The following is a 15,443-nucleotide window of genomic DNA, read 5'->3' as shown; positions in this document are numbered from 1 at the left end:
CCCACGCCCGCCGGGGCATCCGCATGAGCCCGCGCCGGTCCGTCGCCGAGGCGCTCGGCACGCGTGCGTCCATCCTCGACCGCTCGGTCGCCATCGCCTCCATGGAGGGGCTCGAAGGGCTGACCATCGGCCGGCTCGCCATCGAGCTGAGCATGAGCAAGTCGGGCGTCCTCGGGCACTTCGGCACCAAGGAGGCCCTCCAGCTCGCCGTCCTGGACCGGGCCGGGGAGATCTTCCGCGCCGAGGTCTGGGAGCCCGCCCTGCCGGCCGCGCCCGGGCTGGACCGGCTGCGGGTGCTCTGCGAGGCGTGGATCTCCTACCTGGAACGGCGGGTCTTCCCGGGCGGCTGCTTCTTCGTGGCGGCGGCACACGAGTTCGACGGCCGGCCCGGTGCGGTCCGGGACGCCGTGGAGTCACGGTTCGGTGTGTGGCGGGCCCGGCTGGCCAAGGAGGCCCGCCGGGCCGTGGACGCGGGCGAGCTGCCCGCGGGGACCGATCCGGGGCGGCTGGTCTTCGAGCTCATGGGAATGGCCATGGCGCTCAACCACACCATCCAGCTCCACGGTGATCCGCACGCCGCCACGTACGCCCGCGAAGCCGTGAACGCCCGCCTCACCCCGCCTTCCGCCTGACCCGAGTTCCCCGGCGGAGGCCCCGAGGATCAGTCCGCCGACAGGCGGTCGAACAGAGCCAGAGCCGCCTGCCTGACCTCCTCCGGTGAGAGCCCGTCCAAGGTCTTCCTGGCGTCGGTGATGTCGCGGGTGGTGGCCAGCGTGATCGCCACGGACGAGGCCGCGGCACGGTCGATCGATCCCGTCGGGGCGGCGTCGGCCAGTTCCTGGGCGCTCGCGGCGAGGTCGAGGTTGTCTCTCAACGGATCTCCTCGGGTGAAGACGGTTCGGCCCATTGCATCACTTGGCATCGTGCCGCATCCACCATTCGGTGAATTCCCGGCAGCGCCCGTCGGGCTCGAACCGGATCACCCAGAGGTTGCTGTACGTTTTGTCCGGATATGTCGTGACTCCTTGGATGACGCTGACGTCCTCCGTCACGGACACCGGATGCCACTCGAATGTGGCCTCACCTGGTTTGTCCTGCCGCCCCAGCCACTGCGAGACGATGTCGTCACGACCCTGCCACGGCGAGCTGTACGGCTCTGTGTAGTAGACCGCATTCTCGGTGAACAGGGCGGCGATGTCGTCGGGATCGTTGGAGTTCCATGCGCGCACGTACCCCTCGATCCACGGGTGCGGCTCGACCATCGGGCTATCCTCTCAGCGGGTCATGTCCCACGGTCATGAGCTCCCGCCGCGACTCGTCGTCCGTCCGGTCGCCCATGGTCTCGACGAGGTCCACGACCTGGCGCATCACCTCGATGTCCACCTTGGTGAGGTCGCCCTTCCGCTTGCTCAGGACGTGCAGCACGCCCCGCCCCAGCTCGTCGATCCCCATGTCCGGGTCGGGCGGGAAGCCCTCCTCGTCGGAGGCCTCGGCGAGCAGGTAGGACCGCAGTTCCTCGGAGTTCATGTTGACCATCCGGTGGAACTCGTTCCACAGCACGTCGGTGTCAAAACCCTCAGTCATGACGCCCGTCTACCCGCCACGCCCCGCGTTACGCACCCGTGCCACCTATCCCACGCCGTCGGCGAGCTTGGCGACGGTGTCGGTGACGCGCCGCGCCCGGGTCTCCGGCTTCTTGGCGCCCTCGATCCGCAGGACGTAGCGCATCTTGCGCGAGTAGGACAGGCTCTCGAAGAACTTCCTCGCCTCGGGCGCCTGGTCGAGCGCGGCGGCCAGGTCGTCGGGCACGCGCGCCTCGCGGGGCGCGGTGTCCAGCGCGACCTCCACCTCGACCTCGTCGCCCGCGGCCACGCCGGCGCCCTGCCGGTTCTCGGCGCTGAGCGGCAGCATGAACCGGCCGCCCATCGGGGCCACGGTGCTGCGGTAGGTGTGGGCGTTGATCGTGACGGTCACGGCGGGCCGCCTCCCGCTCCCGAGCCCCTCGACGACCTCGGCGGGGACCTCGAAACCCGTGGCGGTCTTGCTGCCCAGCTCGATCGTGCTGCGGAATCTCATCGGAAGAACCCCTCCAGTCCGGGCGCCGGGCTCGACGGAGACGACCTGGCTGTGTCGAGGGTAGCCGCCGACAAAAAAAGTGGTCAATCCAGCACCTGGTGCCCAGGTCACGATTTACCGGATTTCGGGTCTCGTTTAGGTATGGGGGTACTCAGGCCGGGTCGCCCGCACTCGGACAGTCTGGAGCCGTCTCAGCGCGGGGGACGCCGGGACGGCTCCCAGAGAGCCTGCCGCGGAGGAGGGGACGGCACGTGCCGCGGGCCGGGGAACGGGTGGTCTGCCAGCCACCCGGAGGCCCCGCGCCCGCGGCACGCGCCGGGGAGCTCCCGGAGGCGGGGCCGGGGGAGGCGAAGGTCTACGTGCCGGAGCGAACGGGCCCGGTGCTGCCGCGCGGCGTGAGGACGGCCGCCTGGTCCTCGTAGGGAGGCACGCTCTCGCCCGAGATCAGGGCGAGCAGGCGCTGCGCGGCGTGGGCGCCGTAGGCCGGGATGTCGCGGGTGAGCGCGGTCAGCGGCGGGCGTACGACCTGGGCCAGCGGCGAGTCGTCCCACGCCACGACGGACAGGTCGCGCGGCACCTCCACCCGCATCTCCTGGGCCACCGACAGGCCCGCCACCGCCATGATGTCGTTGTCGTAGATGATGGCCGTGGGCCGGTCGGGCGAGCTGAGCAGCCGCCTGGTGGCCCGGGCGCCCTCCTCGCCGGTGTAGTCGGTGTGCACGATGACGTGCTCGGCCACGCCCTCGCACGCCTGGAGGAACGCCTGGTCGCGGACGGCGGTGTGGACCAGCCGGGGCAGCCCGGCCACCCGCGCGATGCGGCGGTGACCCAGCGCCACGAGATAGCCGACGGTCTCGCGCACGGCCTCGCCGTCGTCGGACCAGACGGCCGACAGCGAGCCCGACTCGGAGGGGTGCCCGATGACGACGACCGGCATGCCGAGCCGCTCCAGCTCGCTCACCCGGGAGTCCGCATAGTGCAGGTCCACGAGGAACACGCCGTCGATGCGGCTCTCGCCCCACCAGTGCCGGTAGACCTGGCTCTCCTGCTCGTGGCTGGCGACGACCTGGAGCAGCAGGGCGTAGGAGCGGTCGGCGAGCACGCCCTCGATGCCGCTGATCAGCTCCATGAAGAACGGCTCGACGCCCAGGATGCGCGCGGGCCGGCACAGCGCGAGGCCGACGCAGTTGGCCCGGGCGCCGTTGAGGGCCCGCGCCGCGCTGTTGGGCCGCCAGCCGATCTCGTCGGCGATGGCGACGATCCTGGCCCGCGTCGCCTCCGACACTCCCGGTTGCCCGTTGAGCGCGTAGGAGACCGCCACCTTGGACACTCCCGCACGGGTGGCGATGTCGGCGATCGTCGGTCGTCTCACGGATAGATATTAACCGCTTAAGCCGCGTGCCAGGGCTTCGCGTCCTGCGTCTCCTTGGCGACCCCGGCCACGCGCAGCGCGTACGTGGCCCGCTCGGCCCCCTCCACCGGCCCCAGGTAGGTGTGCCCGGTCAGGTGGCACCACGCGGGCAGGTCCACGGGTGCGGCGGGATCCGAGGCGATCAGATGGATCACGGCGCCCGGGCCGGCCGCGCGCACGTGGGCGCGCAGCTCGATGAGCAGCTGCACGCACAGCTTGTCGCCGCCGTCCACTACGAGATCAGGCATGCGTATAGGAAATCATCCCTTGAGTCCCGTATGCGCCAGGCCCTCCACGAACTGCTTCTGCGCCACCACGAACACCACGAGCACCGGCAGCGCGGTCAGCGAGGCGGCGGCCAGCTGCACGTTCCACATGGGCCCGCCGTAGGCGTCCACGAACTGGGTGAGCGCCTGCGGCAGCGTGAACCGCTCGGGCGTGGTGAGGAACACGATCGGCTCCAGGTAGAGGTTCCAGCTGTGCAGGAACGTGAAGATGGCCACCGCGCCCACGGCGGGCCTGGCCAGTGGCAGCCCGATCCGCCAGAACGTGGCGAACCGCCCCAGCCCGTCCACCGCCGCGGCCTCGTCCAGCTCCTTGGGCAGCGCGAGGAAGAACTGCCGCATGATGAACGTGGCCAGCACGCTCGGCGCGCCCAGCACCGGGATGAGGACCAGCGGCCAGTGCGTGTCGGTCAGCCCGAGGGAGTGGAAGATCCGGAAGAGCGGGACGATCGTGACCTCGCTGGGAATCAGCAGGCCGACGAGGATCACCAGGAACAGCGCGTTCGAGCCGCGGAAGCGGATGCGCGCGAACGCCCACCCCGCGAGCGCCGACACCGCGAGCGTGCCGAGGGTGACGACGGCGGCGACGTAGAGGCTGTTCCAGTACTGCTGCGCGAACGGCTGCAGCTCGAACACCTGCCGGTAGGCGTCCAGCCGGGGGTTGCCGGGCAGCAGCGACGGCGGGAAGGCGAAGATCTCGCTCACCGGCTTCAGCGAGGAGGTGACCATCCACCAGGTCGGGAAGACGAACGGCACGCACAACACGCAGAGCACGCCGTACAGGAGCGTCTTACGTCTCAAGGAACACCCACCTCCTGCGCATCCGCCACTGCAGCACGGTGAGGGCGAGCACGATCACGAAGAGCAGCACCGACAGCGTGGCGCCGTAGCCGAAGTGGTGGAACTGGAAGGCCTGCTGGTAGAGGTAGTAGACCAGCACGGTGGTGGAGGTGCCGGGCCCGCCCTGGGTGAGCACCGCGATCTGGGCGAACACCTGCAACGACCCGGCCACCGTGATGATCGAGGTGAGCAGCACGGTCGGGCTGATCATCGGCAGCGTGATCCGGGCGAACCTGGTCCACGCCCCCGCCCCGTCGATCCTGGCCGCCTCGTACAGCTCCTTGGGCACGCCCTGCAGCGCGGCGAGGAACAGCACCATGTTGAGCCCGACGTTCTTGAACACCTGGACGCAGATCACCGACACCATCGCGCCGGTCCCGGTACGCAGCCAGTTGGGGCCCTCGACTCCCACGCTCTGGAGCAGGGCGTTGACGCCGCCGTTCGACTGCAGCAGGAAGCCCCACACGATCGTCCACGCCACCAGCGAGACCACCACGGGGGAGAAGAACAGCGTCCGGAACACCACCGTGCCGCGCAGCCGCTGGTTGAGCAGCACCGCGAGCAGCATGGCCAGCGACAGGTTGAACACCACGAGGCCGACCGAGAACACGGCGGTCGCGGTCAGGACCTTGGGGACGTTCGGGTCGGCGAGGAGCTGACGGTAGTTGTCGCCGCCGACGAACTCGAAGGTGTCGGCGAGCACGTTCCACTCGTGCAGGCTGTAGTAGACGACCAGGCCCAGCGGCAGGAACACGAACAGCAGGCTGCCGACCAGTTGCGGGGCCACGAACGCGTACCCGATCAGGTGGTCCCGGCGGCGGTGCCGCGCAGTTCGAGCGCCATCACTTGGCCAGCATCGGCTGGATCGCGGTGCACACCCCGGTCAGCGTCTTCGCCACGTCGGCGCCCGGCTGCCAGAGCTGGTCGAGGCCGGCCCGCACGGTCTGGGCCAGCTCGGCCTGCCCGGCGTGGCTGGGCTTGACCCGGCCGTTCGCGATGCCGTCGATGACGACCTGCTGCAGCTGCTCGGGCTTCAGCAGCGGGTTGCTCTTGGCCAGGCCCTCGGCGGTGAGGAGCTGGGTACGGGGCGGCGGGAAGTACTGGCCGAGCTTGGCGGAGTTCTCCGGGTTGGACAGGAAGGACAGGAAGTCGGCGGCCTTGGCGGCGTTCGGGCTCTTCTTGATCACGCCGATGCCGGCCTGGCCGATGACGCTGTAGGCGCCCTTCGGGCCGGCGGGCAGCGGGATCAGGTCCCACTCGAAGGTCGCGTCCTTGAGCAGGGAGGCCCGGGAGATCTGGGTGACCGTCATCGCGGCCTCACCGGCGAAGAAGTCGGCCGTGGTGCCGGGGGCGGGCAGCGCCTTGTCCTCGAAGATGGCCTTGTGCAGGAACGTCATCGCCTCGACCATCTCGGGCTTGGCGAAGCCGCAGGTCCTGCCGTCCTCGCTCCACGCCTCCGCGCCCCAGCCGCCCCATACGGTGGCCAGGTTGTCCCAGCCCTTGTAGTCGAAGTCGCGCACCACCAGCCCGGCCTTGCCCGTCTTCGCGTTCACGGCGGCGGCCGCCTCGACGGCCTGCTCCCACGTCCAGCCGGCCTTCGGCGCCTTCTGCCCGGCCTCCTTCAGCAGGTCCCGGTTCACGAACACGCCGAAGGGCGAGGTGGAGAACGGGTAGGCGTACAACTTGCCGTCGCGCTGCCAGAGCTTCGTCGTCGAGGGCGCCAGCTCCTCCGGCTTGACCAGGCTCTCCAGCGGCGCGAGGGCGCCGGAGCCGACGAAGTCGGGCGCGGAGTTCTCCAGGATCCAGGCCAGGTCGGGGGCGTTGCCGCCGGCGATCTGCGTGGTGAGCGTCGTGGTGTAGTTCTCGATCGGCAACGTGTCGAACTTGATCGCCGCCACGTCCTTGTGCGTCTTGCGATATTCGTCGGCGATCGAGTTCAGCAGGTTGAGGTGCTCGGCGTTGCCGGTCCAGATCGTCATCCGCAGCGAGGCGGGTCCGGTGGCGGCGGGCTCCGAGCCCGAGCCGCAGGCGGTCAGTACGAGCAGTCCCGCGAGGCCGGTGGCGGCCATGGTGATGCGCATCGGGGCTCCTAAAGGGGGGATCAGTAACCGGACACGTCCGGCCAGTGGAGTTCGACGCCCTGCTCCTCCAGGCGCTCCTGGAAGGCGGCGAGCAGGGTGGGGTCGTTCCGCACGGCGTGCGGGGCGGCGGACCGGTCGAGGCAGAACGCGGCCAGCGCGCCGGCGGCCTCCCCGATGTTCCATTCGACCGGATGCAGGCGGTAACAGCCGTTGGTGATGTGGGTGGTGGCCAGGTTCTTGCCCGCGGGGAGCAGGTTGGCCACGCGGCGGGGCAGCAGCGCGCCGAGCGGGATCTCGAACGGGCTGCTCGGCACGTCGAGGTAGTTGTCGCCGCCCGTCGAAGGGTGCAGGTCGATCCGGTACATGCCGATGCCGACCGAGTCGGTGTAGCGCGCGGCGCCCTTGTCGCCGCGCACGGCCATGGACAGGTCCTGCTCGACGATCGTGTACTCGCCCAGGATGCGGCGCGACTCCCGGATGTAGGGCGCCTGGGCCAGGCCGTCGGCCGATCCCGTCACGTCGCCGCGCAGCCGCAGCCCCGGCCAGCCGGTGCCCCCGTCGGGGCGCGGCGCCTCGGTCTGCAGCCAGTAGAGCACCGACCTGGACAGCTCGCGGGCCGCCCGCAGGTGGTCGGCGGCGTCCGGCACGTCGATGACCGGACCCTCCAGGTAGTCGATCATCGGCCAGTTCACCAGCGTGATGTCGCTGGCGTAGGCCCCCGGGACGAACAGGTCCCGCGCGGCGATCCTGCGGAAGGTCCACAGGTTGCCGTCGCCGGGGTTGCGCCGCTGGTCGGCGCGGACCGCCAGCGGGTCGTCGCCGGGGTTGGGGGTGAAGGAGCGCTCGGAGATCTCCAGCGTGCGCGGGTTCGGGGTGCGCCAGCCCAGCATCGGCCCGCCCCAGAACTCCGGCTGGTACGCCCGCCAGAAGTCGTAGCGCTCCGGCCGGTCGATCGTGTGGTCGCCGTCCACGTGGTCGATCGCGAAGCACACGGAGACGGCCTGCATGTTCAGCGGCTGCGCGGTCGCCGGGGCGCTGGGCTCGCCGGTGTCGGACTGGGACTCGAAGCCGGTCACGTACTCGGTGCCGGTGAGCGGCAGCAGCTCGCCCGTCTCGGTGGCGTCCAGGACGTACGGCGCGCTGATCCAGATCGTGTCACCCGGGTCGTCGCGGTGTGCCAGCCGCACCGCCGTCACGCGGTCGCCGTCCACCTCCGCCTCCACCGGCCGGTACGGCTGCAGCACGGTCAGCAGCCCGCCGCCCCGGTAGGGGGCCAGCATGGAGTCGAGCACCGCGACCGCCACCCGGGGCTCGTGGCACAGGGGGCTCACGTGGCCCGCCCCCGGGTTCAGCTCCCGCCAGGCGCGGGCGCCCTCGGTCAGCGGGTAGTGGCGGCGGTAGTAGGCCCGGATGCCGTCGCGCAGCGCCCGGTAGCTCGCGGTCACACCGAACCGCTCCACCCAGGTGTGCTCGTCGGGCGGGACGGCCTGGCTGGTGAGCTGGCCGCCGAGCCAGTCGTACTCCTCGGTCAGCACCACCCTCCGGCCCGCCCGCAGGGCAGCGAGCGCCGCGGCCACCCCGCCGAGCCCACCACCCACGATCAGCACGTCTGTGCTCGACTCGCGCAAGTCCGATCCCTTCATTTGCGTGCGGGCGCCAGCGTGGCGCCCTCGGCGTACTCGCAGGGCAGCAGCCGCTGTACGGGCTCGCCGCCCTCGATCAGTTCGGTCAGGTCCTCCACGGCCTGGCGTCCCATCTCCCGCCGGGGGATGCGGAAGCCGGTGAAGTCGATGTCCGTGGGGGCGGGCCGTGTCGGGTCGCCCAGCGTGAGGACCGACAGGTCGCCGGGGACGGAGACGCCGCGCTTGCCCAGCAGGTCGGTCAGGGCGACGCCGTCGGCGTACTCCTCGGCCAGCACCGCCGTCACGCCCGCGGCCAGCACCCGCTCGACCATGTCGGCGGGCTCGCCGGGGGGCAGCCGCAGCGGCTCGGGCACCGACTCGGCGAAGCCGCGGAAGCGGTCGGCGTACGACTCGGGGCTCGAGCCGTGGCCCAGGTACGCGAGGCGCTCGTGGCCCATGGCCCGGGTGCGCGCGACCAGTTCGCGGACGGCGGACTGGTAGTCGGCGCCGACGTACGGCACCGTGCCGCCCGCGTCGTCGCGGCGGCCGACCGACACGAACGGGTAGCGCTCGGCCACCAGCCTGGTCAGATCCTCGCGGTCCAGCTCGCGCCCCAGCAGCACGCAGCCGTCGGCCAGCCTGAGCCGGTGGTCCTGGTGGTAGACCCGCTTGCGGCCGGCCACGGTCGGAGCGCTGGTGAACAGCAGCAGGTCGCAGCCGCAGTGCTCGGCGCACTCCTCGATGCCGACGAGGAACGGGTGGAAGAAGTCACCGGTCGCGCTGGGGAAGACGGGCTCGTAGGTGAAGACGCCCAGGATCCGGTTGCGCCCGGCGGCCAGCCGGCGGGCGGCGGGGTCGGCCACGTAGCCGGTCTCCCTGATCACCCGCATGACGCGGTCCCTGGTCTCGGCCGGGATGCGGGAATCGGCGTCGGCGCGGTTGTTGAGCACCAGGGAGACGGTGGTCTGGCTGACGCCTGCCAGGCGGGCGATGTCGCGCTGCGTCAGGCGGCGTGCGGGGTCGGGGGGAGGCATGCGGAAGTCCTCAGCTAATGCGCATTAGCGCGTGGCGATGCCTGGAATTGTTCGCCGCGCGCCACTGGCGTGTCAAGGGTTTCCGCAGTGCTAATCCGGATTACCGGGATATGACGTCCGTGACGGACATGCCCCGCACAGACGCCGCCTCAGGGTGTCAGGAGACGCCGGGAGGGGAGGTCGAGTCGCGGATCACGAGCTGGCACGGCAGGGTGTGCACCCCGGGGGTGGCCTTGCCGTCGATGGCCGCGAACAGGTGCTGCGCCGCCGTCCTGCCCAGCAGTTCCAGGTTCATGTCCACCGTGGTCAGCGCCGGCCGGGTCTCGGTCGAGAGCACCTCCCAGTTGTCGTAACCCACCACCGCGATGTCGTCGGGCACCCGCCGCCCGCGCTCCCGCGCCGCCTCCACGAAGCCCGCCGCGATCTGGTCGCTGCCGCAGAACACCGCGTCGATCTCCGGCTCGGCCATCAGCAACATCTCGGCCGCGTGCCGGCCCCACCGCTGCGACCACACGCCGGACAGCGTCTGCCCGGCCTGCTCGACCCCCGCCTCGTTGAGGGCCCGGCGGACGCCCTCCTCGCGGTCGCGGGCCGCCTTGTAGTGGGCCGGGCCCGTGATGTGCGCGATCCGCCGCCGGCCCAGGGCCAGCAGGTGGTTGACGGCCATCGCCGCCGCCCCCACGTCGTCGGGGACGAAGGACACGTCGTCGGGGTCCTCGGAGGGGCCGTACGCGTACACGACGGGGACCGGCAGGTCCTTGCTCACCGAGGGCCGCGGGTTGGTGCTCTCGCCCACCACGATCAGCCCGTCCACCCGGCGCGACAGCAGCGCGCGCAGGTGGTGCTGCTCCCTGATCGCGTCGCCCCGCGCGTCGCACAGCAGCACCGCCATCTCCCCGGCCCCGAACGCGTCCTCCGCGCCGAGCAGCACCGGGATGCCGAACCGGCCGACGCTGTCGGAGGTCAGCAGACCCACCGTCCGCGTCTGCCCCGAGAGCAGCCCCCTGGCCAGGGCGTTCGGCTGGAAGGAGAGCTCCGCCGCGGCGGCGAGCACGCGCTCGCGCGTAGCCGCCCGCACGTCCTGGCGCCCGTTGAGCGCCTTGGAGGCCGTGGCGATCGATACCCCCGCCAGCGAGGCCACATCGTTGATGGTCGCCCGCTTACCCGCCATACTTCGAAACCCTTTTCGGTGAATTGTGAACTGCTTAGCACCTTAGCACCCATTGACATGGGCTCATGTTTCTTCTACGTTTCCGAAAACCTTTAAGTCCAGGAGCACATCATGAGACGAAGGCTGGCCGGGATCTCCCTCCTCGGTGTGTTAACGCTCACAGCGGCGGCCTGCGGCAGCGGCGGCGGCGGGGGCGGCGGCACGCAACCGGCGGACGGTCCCGTGACGATCACCATGTGGACCCGCGCGGCCACCCAGACGCAGAGCGAGCGTCTGGTCAAGGCCTACAACAGCACGCACAAGAACCAGGTCAAGCTCACGGTCATCCCGACCGACAACTATCAGCCCCGCATCGCCGCCGCGGCCGGTGCCAAGCAGCTCCCCGACGTGTTCGCGGCGGACGTCATCTTCGTCCCGAACTACACCTCGCAGGGCCTGTTCATGGACGTCACCGACCGGGTCGCGGCCCTGCCGTACAAGGACAAGCTCGCCCCCTCGCACATGAAGCTCGGCACGCTCGACGGCCGGCAGTACACGCTCCCGCACACGCTCGACCTGTCGGTCTGGTTCTGGAACAAGGACCTGTACGAGAAGGCCGGCCTGGACCCCGAGCAGGGGCCGAAGACCCTCAAGGAGTTCGCCCAGCACGCCACCACCATCCAGGACAAGCTGGGCAAGGACGGCAAGGTGCACGGCACCTTCTTCGGCGGCAACTGCGGCGGCTGCTACGTCTTCACCTTCTGGCCGTCCGTCTGGGCCGCCGGCGCGCAGGTCATGAACCCCGAGGGCACCACCTCGCTCAACGACCAGCAGGCGATGACCGACGTGTTCAAGATCTGGCGCGAGCTGTACGAGAAGAAGGCCACCGGCCCGACGGCCAAGGAGGAGCAGGGCCCGACCTGGACCGGCTTCTTCCCCAAGGGCGAGATCGGCGTCATGCCGATGCCCTCCACCACGCTCGGCCTGATGCCCAAGGAGATGAAGATCGGCGTCACCCCGATCGCCGGTCCCGACGGCGGCGAGTCGACGTTCGTGGGCGGCGACTCCGTCGGCATCTCGTCCACCTCCAAGAACGCGGACGCGGCCTGGGAGTTCCTGTCCTGGACGGTCTCCGACGAGGCCCAGGTCGAGGTCATGGCCAAGAACAAGGACGTGCTCGCGCGTACCGACCTGTCCAGCAACAAGTACTCGGCCGAGGACCCGCGCGTGGTGCTGATCAACTCGCTGGTCGCCAAGGGCCAGACGCCGTTCGCGCTGCGCTTCGGCCAGACCTTCAACGACCCGCAGGGCCCGTGGCTGCGCCTGGCGCGCGAGGCCGTCTTCGGGGACGCCGCGAAGGTCACCCAGCTCAACGCCGAAATCACGAAGTCGCTGCAGCAATGAGTTTGACGATCACCCGATCCAGGCGGGCGGCTCACTCAGCGCCGTCCGCCCGGTGGGGGAGCAGGAAGGTCCAGGGCTGGCTGTACGCGGCGCCGACGGCGGTCATCGTGGGCGTGCTGTTCATCGCACCCCTGGTGCTGGTCGTCTGGATGTCGCTCAACCGCTGGCCCCTGCTCGGCCAGGCCACGTTCAACGCCCCCGCCAACTACCTCAAGATCGCCGACAACCCGCTCTTCATCGACGCGGTGCTGTTCACGCTGAAGTACACCGCGATCACCACCGTCCTGCTGTCGGGGGTGGCGCTCGGGCTGGCGCTGCTGGTGCAGGAGCGCCGGCCGGGCGTGGCGTTCTTCAGGACCGCGTTCTTCCTGCCCGGCGCGGTCGGGTTCGCGGCGGCGGGCCTGCTGTTCTACGGGATGCTGAACAACGACTTCGGCCCGATCGACCCGATGCTGCGGGCGCTGGGCGTCACCAGCGAGCCGGTCAAGTGGATCGGCACGCCGAACATGGCGCTGTTCTCCACGATCACGCTGGTCATCTGGCGCTTCGCCGGGTTCAACATGCTCATCCTGCTGACCGGCCTGCAGGCCATCCCGACCGAGGTGTACGAGGCCGCCAGGAGCGACGGCGCCAACCGCTGGCAGATCTTCACCAAGATCACCCTGCCGCTGCTGCGCCCGACGCTGGCGCTGATGCTGATCCTCAGCGTCACGGGCTCGCTGCTGGCCTTCGACCAGTTCTTCGTCTTCACCAACGGCGGCCCGGACAACAGCACGGTCTCGATGGTCATGGTCGTCTACCGGGACGCGTTCTTCCGCTTCGACCTCGGCGGTGCGGCGGCGCTCTCGGTCGTGCTGCTCGTGGCCCTCGTCGGGCTCAACACGCTCATGATGCGGAGGCTGCGATGAGCCGGTATCTCACGCTGTCCGCGCTGGCGGTGCTGTTCCTGTTCCCGCTGGTGTGGAGCGGCTACGCCTCGCTGGAGGAACCGTCCAACTACCTGGAGATGGCCCAGTTCGGCGAGGGGGTGGGGACGTACGCGACCAACAGCGTGCTGGTGTCGGTCATGACCGTGGGCGGCACGCTGGTCGTCTCGGCGCTCGGCGGCTACGGCTTCGCCCGCTTCGACTTCCCGGGCAAGAACCTGCTGTTCCTGGCCACGCTGGCGATCCTCATGGTGCCGTACGCGACGATCCTGATCCCGCTCTACGTCCTGCTCGGCTACCTCGGCCTGCAGAACTCCCTGGTCGGGCTCTCGCTGGTGTTCGTGATGTTCCAGCTGCCGTTCGCGCTGTTCATGATGCGCAACGCGTTCGAGGCGGTGCCGCGCGAGCTGGAGGAGGCGGCGCTGGTGGACGGGTGCGGCACGTTCCGGGCCTTCTCCAGGATCCTGCTGCACGCCGTGCGGCCGGCGCTGATCACGGTGGGCCTGTTCGCCTTCCTGGCCTCGTGGAACGACTTCTTCGCGCCGCTCATCCTGCTCAACGACGGCTCGTCGTTCACGCTGCCGGTGGCCGTGGTGAGCATGACGCAGCACACGTTCGGCGCGATCGACTACGGCATGCTCCAGGCCGGCGTCATGGTCATGGCCATCCCCTGTCTCATCCTCTTCATCGTGTTGCAGCGCCACTACGTGCGCGGATTCATGTCAGGAGCTCTGCGTGGCTAACCCTGTCCTGCCCTCATCGGGCGTCCTGTCCCCCCTCGGCCTCGACTCCGTACGCCTGCTGCCCGGCTTCTGGGGAGACCGGGCGGCGCTCAACCGTGAGGTCACGATCGCCCACTGCCAGGAATGGGAGGAGCGCGAAGGCTGGATCGGCAACTTCCGGGGCGAGCGGCCCCGCAGGGGGCGGGAGTTCAGCGACTCGGAGATCTACAAGCTGCTGGAGGCCATGGCCTGGGCCGACCACCCGGGCCTGCCCGCGCTGGCCCAGACCGTGGCCCAGGCCCAGGAGGGCGACGGCTACCTCAACACCCGCTGGTCCGGCAGCCGCTACACCGACTTCGAGTGGGGCCACGAGCTCTACTGCTACGGCCACCTCATCCAGGCCGGGGTCGCCCGGCTGCGCATGCACGGCGAGGACCAGCTGACCCGGGTCGCCGTCCGGGCCGCCGACCACGTGTGCCGCCGGTTCATGGAGGGCACCGAGACCTGCGGGCACCCGGTGACCGAGATGGCGCTCGTGGAGCTCTACCGCGTCACCGGCGCCGAGCGCTATCTGGAGATGGCCCGCCGCTTCGTCGAGCGGCGCGGCCTGCCCGCGCTCGCCGACATCCCCTTCGGCCGCGCCTACTACCAGGACGACCAGCCGGTCAGGCAGGCGCAGGTGTTCCGCGGGCACGTGGTGCGCGCGCTCTACCTGGCCTCCGGGGTGGTCGACGTGGCGGTCGAGACCGGGGACCAGGAGCTGCTGAAGGCGGTCGAGTCCCAGTGGGAGCGGACCGTTGCGCGGCGTACCCACCTGACCGGCGGCATGGGCTCGAGGCATGCCGACGAGTCGTACGGCGAGGACTGGGAGCTGCCGCCGGACCGGGCCTACAACGAGACCTGCGCGAGCATCGCCTCCATCATGCTGGCGCACCGGCTGCTGCTGGCCACCGGCGACGTCCGCTACGCCGACCTCGCCGAGCGCACGCTGTACAACATGCTGGCCACGGGCGTCGCGCTGGACGGGCGCTCGTTCTTCTACGCCAACCCGCTGCAGGTACGCGTGCCCGCGGTGCCGCTCGAAGGCGTCAACCACGCCGCCGAGGGCGGGCTGCGCTCGCCCTGGTTCGACGTGTCCTGCTGCCCGAACAACATCGCCCGCACGCTGGCCTCGCTGCCCGCCTACGTGGCCGGCGCCGCCAGGGACGGGATCGTGATCCACCACCTCACCCCGTCGGAGATCCGCCACGACGGCCTGGCGGTGCGGGTGGAGACCGGCTACCCGTGGACCGGCTCGGTGAGCGTACGCGTGCTGGAGGACGGGCAGGGCCGCATCGGCCTGCGCGTCCCGGCCTGGGCCACGGACGCGACGCTGGCGCACGTGCCGGTCTCGTCCCAGGACGCGCCGCTGCCCGACGGACCCGTCGTCCGGCCGGTGAACCCCGGTTACGCCTACGTCGAGGGCCCCTGGCGGGCCGGCGACGAGATCCGGCTGGAGCTGCCGATGCGGCCCCGGTGGACGTTCCCCGACCGGCGCATCGACGCGCTGCGCGGCAGCGCCGCGGTCGAGCGCGGGCCGCTGGTCTACTGCGCGGAGTCGGTGGCCGACGAGCCGCCGCTCGGCGACCTGACCGCGCGGGTCGACCCGCCGGTGGAGCACCCGGCGGGCGACGGGGCGAACGGCGTGGTGGAGCTGGAGGTGGCGGCCTCGATCGGCTCCGGCGGCAACGGCGGCTGGCCGTACGGCCCGGCGGGCGCGCACGGGGGTGGCGCGGACGTCCGGCTGCGGCTGGTGCCGTACCACCGGTGGGGCAACCGGGGCCCCGCCACGATGCGTGTCTGGCTCCCGACGATCTAGGAGACGTACGTGCGTAAACCGTTGGTGTGCTTAGC

Annotated in this window: 17 protein-coding genes; 5 read left to right on the top strand and 12 right to left on the bottom strand. The window is 70.6% G+C overall.

Going from position 1 to position 15,443, the window contains the following annotated elements; translation table 11 throughout:
- The first annotated feature begins 23 nt into the window (after positions 1–23).
- Complete coding sequence (locus ACBJ59_RS48760) at positions 24–632, top strand: TetR/AcrR family transcriptional regulator (protein ID WP_375116853.1); 609 nt, start codon at positions 24–26, stop codon at positions 630–632.
- Positions 633–661: 29 nt separating this feature from the next.
- Here ACBJ59_RS48760 and ACBJ59_RS48755 read toward each other — a convergent pair whose 3' ends face one another.
- The 12 genes from ACBJ59_RS48755 to ACBJ59_RS48700 form a co-directional block, all read right to left on the bottom strand.
- Complete coding sequence (locus tag ACBJ59_RS48755; RefSeq protein ID WP_364116879.1) at positions 662–874, bottom strand: hypothetical protein; 213 nt, start codon at positions 872–874, stop codon at positions 662–664.
- Between the two features lie 37 nt (positions 875–911).
- Positions 912–1,262, bottom strand: a complete 351-nt coding sequence (locus tag ACBJ59_RS48750; protein WP_375116852.1) for a nuclear transport factor 2 family protein — start codon at positions 1,260–1,262, stop codon at positions 912–914.
- A gap of 4 nt (positions 1,263–1,266) precedes the next feature.
- Positions 1,267–1,584, bottom strand: coding sequence for a DUF3140 domain-containing protein (locus tag ACBJ59_RS48745; protein WP_364116875.1), 318 nt, complete (start codon positions 1,582–1,584; stop codon positions 1,267–1,269).
- A 45-nt stretch (positions 1,585–1,629) separates the two neighbouring features.
- Positions 1,630–2,076 carry a YdeI/OmpD-associated family protein gene (locus ACBJ59_RS48740; protein WP_375116851.1) on the bottom strand — a complete coding sequence of 149 codons (447 nt, stop codon included), beginning with the start codon at positions 2,074–2,076 and terminating at the stop codon, positions 1,630–1,632.
- Between the two features lie 355 nt (positions 2,077–2,431).
- Positions 2,432–3,448, bottom strand: coding sequence for a LacI family DNA-binding transcriptional regulator (locus tag ACBJ59_RS48735; RefSeq protein ID WP_375116850.1), 1,017 nt, complete (start codon positions 3,446–3,448; stop codon positions 2,432–2,434).
- Between the two features lie 17 nt (positions 3,449–3,465).
- Positions 3,466–3,735 (bottom strand): sulfurtransferase TusA family protein, encoded by a 270-nt coding sequence (locus ACBJ59_RS48730; RefSeq protein WP_375116849.1) that lies wholly within the window; start codon positions 3,733–3,735, stop codon positions 3,466–3,468.
- 12 nt (positions 3,736–3,747) lie between these two features.
- A complete protein-coding gene (locus ACBJ59_RS48725; protein WP_375116848.1) occupies positions 3,748–4,572 on the bottom strand; it encodes a carbohydrate ABC transporter permease in 825 nt (274 codons plus the stop codon).
- Positions 4,562–5,398, bottom strand: coding sequence for a carbohydrate ABC transporter permease (locus ACBJ59_RS48720; protein ID WP_375116847.1), 837 nt, complete (start codon positions 5,396–5,398; stop codon positions 4,562–4,564). The genes ACBJ59_RS48725 and ACBJ59_RS48720 overlap by 11 nt, the downstream gene beginning before the upstream one ends.
- Before the next feature lie 55 nt (positions 5,399–5,453).
- Positions 5,454–6,692 carry an ABC transporter substrate-binding protein gene (locus ACBJ59_RS48715; protein WP_375116846.1) on the bottom strand — a complete coding sequence of 413 codons (1,239 nt, stop codon included), beginning with the start codon at positions 6,690–6,692 and terminating at the stop codon, positions 5,454–5,456.
- Positions 6,693–6,712: 20 nt separating this feature from the next.
- On the bottom strand, positions 6,713–8,320 hold the full coding sequence (locus ACBJ59_RS48710; protein ID WP_375116845.1) for an FAD-dependent oxidoreductase: 1,608 nt from the start codon (positions 8,318–8,320) through the stop codon (positions 6,713–6,715).
- 11 nt (positions 8,321–8,331) lie between these two features.
- Positions 8,332–9,348: a LacI family DNA-binding transcriptional regulator gene (locus ACBJ59_RS48705; protein ID WP_375116844.1), complete on the bottom strand. Its 1,017-nt coding sequence runs from the start codon at positions 9,346–9,348 to the stop codon at positions 8,332–8,334.
- A gap of 157 nt (positions 9,349–9,505) precedes the next feature.
- Positions 9,506–10,519, bottom strand: coding sequence for a LacI family DNA-binding transcriptional regulator (locus ACBJ59_RS48700; RefSeq protein WP_375116843.1), 1,014 nt, complete (start codon positions 10,517–10,519; stop codon positions 9,506–9,508).
- Positions 10,520–10,630: 111 nt separating this feature from the next.
- Here ACBJ59_RS48700 and ACBJ59_RS48695 point away from each other — a divergent pair, with 111 nt between their 5' ends.
- The 4 genes from ACBJ59_RS48695 to ACBJ59_RS48680 are packed head-to-tail and all read left to right on the top strand — an operon-like array spanning position 10,631 to position 15,408.
- Entirely contained in the window at positions 10,631–11,902 is a 1,272-nt protein-coding gene (locus ACBJ59_RS48695) for an ABC transporter substrate-binding protein (RefSeq protein WP_375116842.1), read from the top strand.
- Positions 11,899–12,810 carry a carbohydrate ABC transporter permease gene (locus ACBJ59_RS48690; RefSeq protein WP_375116841.1) on the top strand — a complete coding sequence of 304 codons (912 nt, stop codon included), beginning with the start codon at positions 11,899–11,901 and terminating at the stop codon, positions 12,808–12,810. Before ACBJ59_RS48695 ends, ACBJ59_RS48690 begins: the two co-directional genes overlap by 4 nt.
- Positions 12,807–13,571 (top strand): carbohydrate ABC transporter permease, encoded by a 765-nt coding sequence (locus ACBJ59_RS48685; RefSeq protein WP_364116854.1) that lies wholly within the window; start codon positions 12,807–12,809, stop codon positions 13,569–13,571. The genes ACBJ59_RS48690 and ACBJ59_RS48685 overlap by 4 nt, the downstream gene beginning before the upstream one ends.
- Complete coding sequence (locus tag ACBJ59_RS48680; protein ID WP_375116840.1) at positions 13,564–15,408, top strand: glycoside hydrolase family 127 protein; 1,845 nt, start codon at positions 13,564–13,566, stop codon at positions 15,406–15,408. The genes ACBJ59_RS48685 and ACBJ59_RS48680 overlap by 8 nt, the downstream gene beginning before the upstream one ends.
- Positions 15,409–15,443: the final 35 nt, after the last annotated feature.

Source organism: Nonomuraea sp. MTCD27 (genome assembly GCF_041950495.1).
Classification (GTDB): domain Bacteria; phylum Actinomycetota; class Actinomycetes; order Streptosporangiales; family Streptosporangiaceae; genus Nonomuraea.
This window is presented reverse-complemented; position numbering and strand designations above follow the sequence as displayed.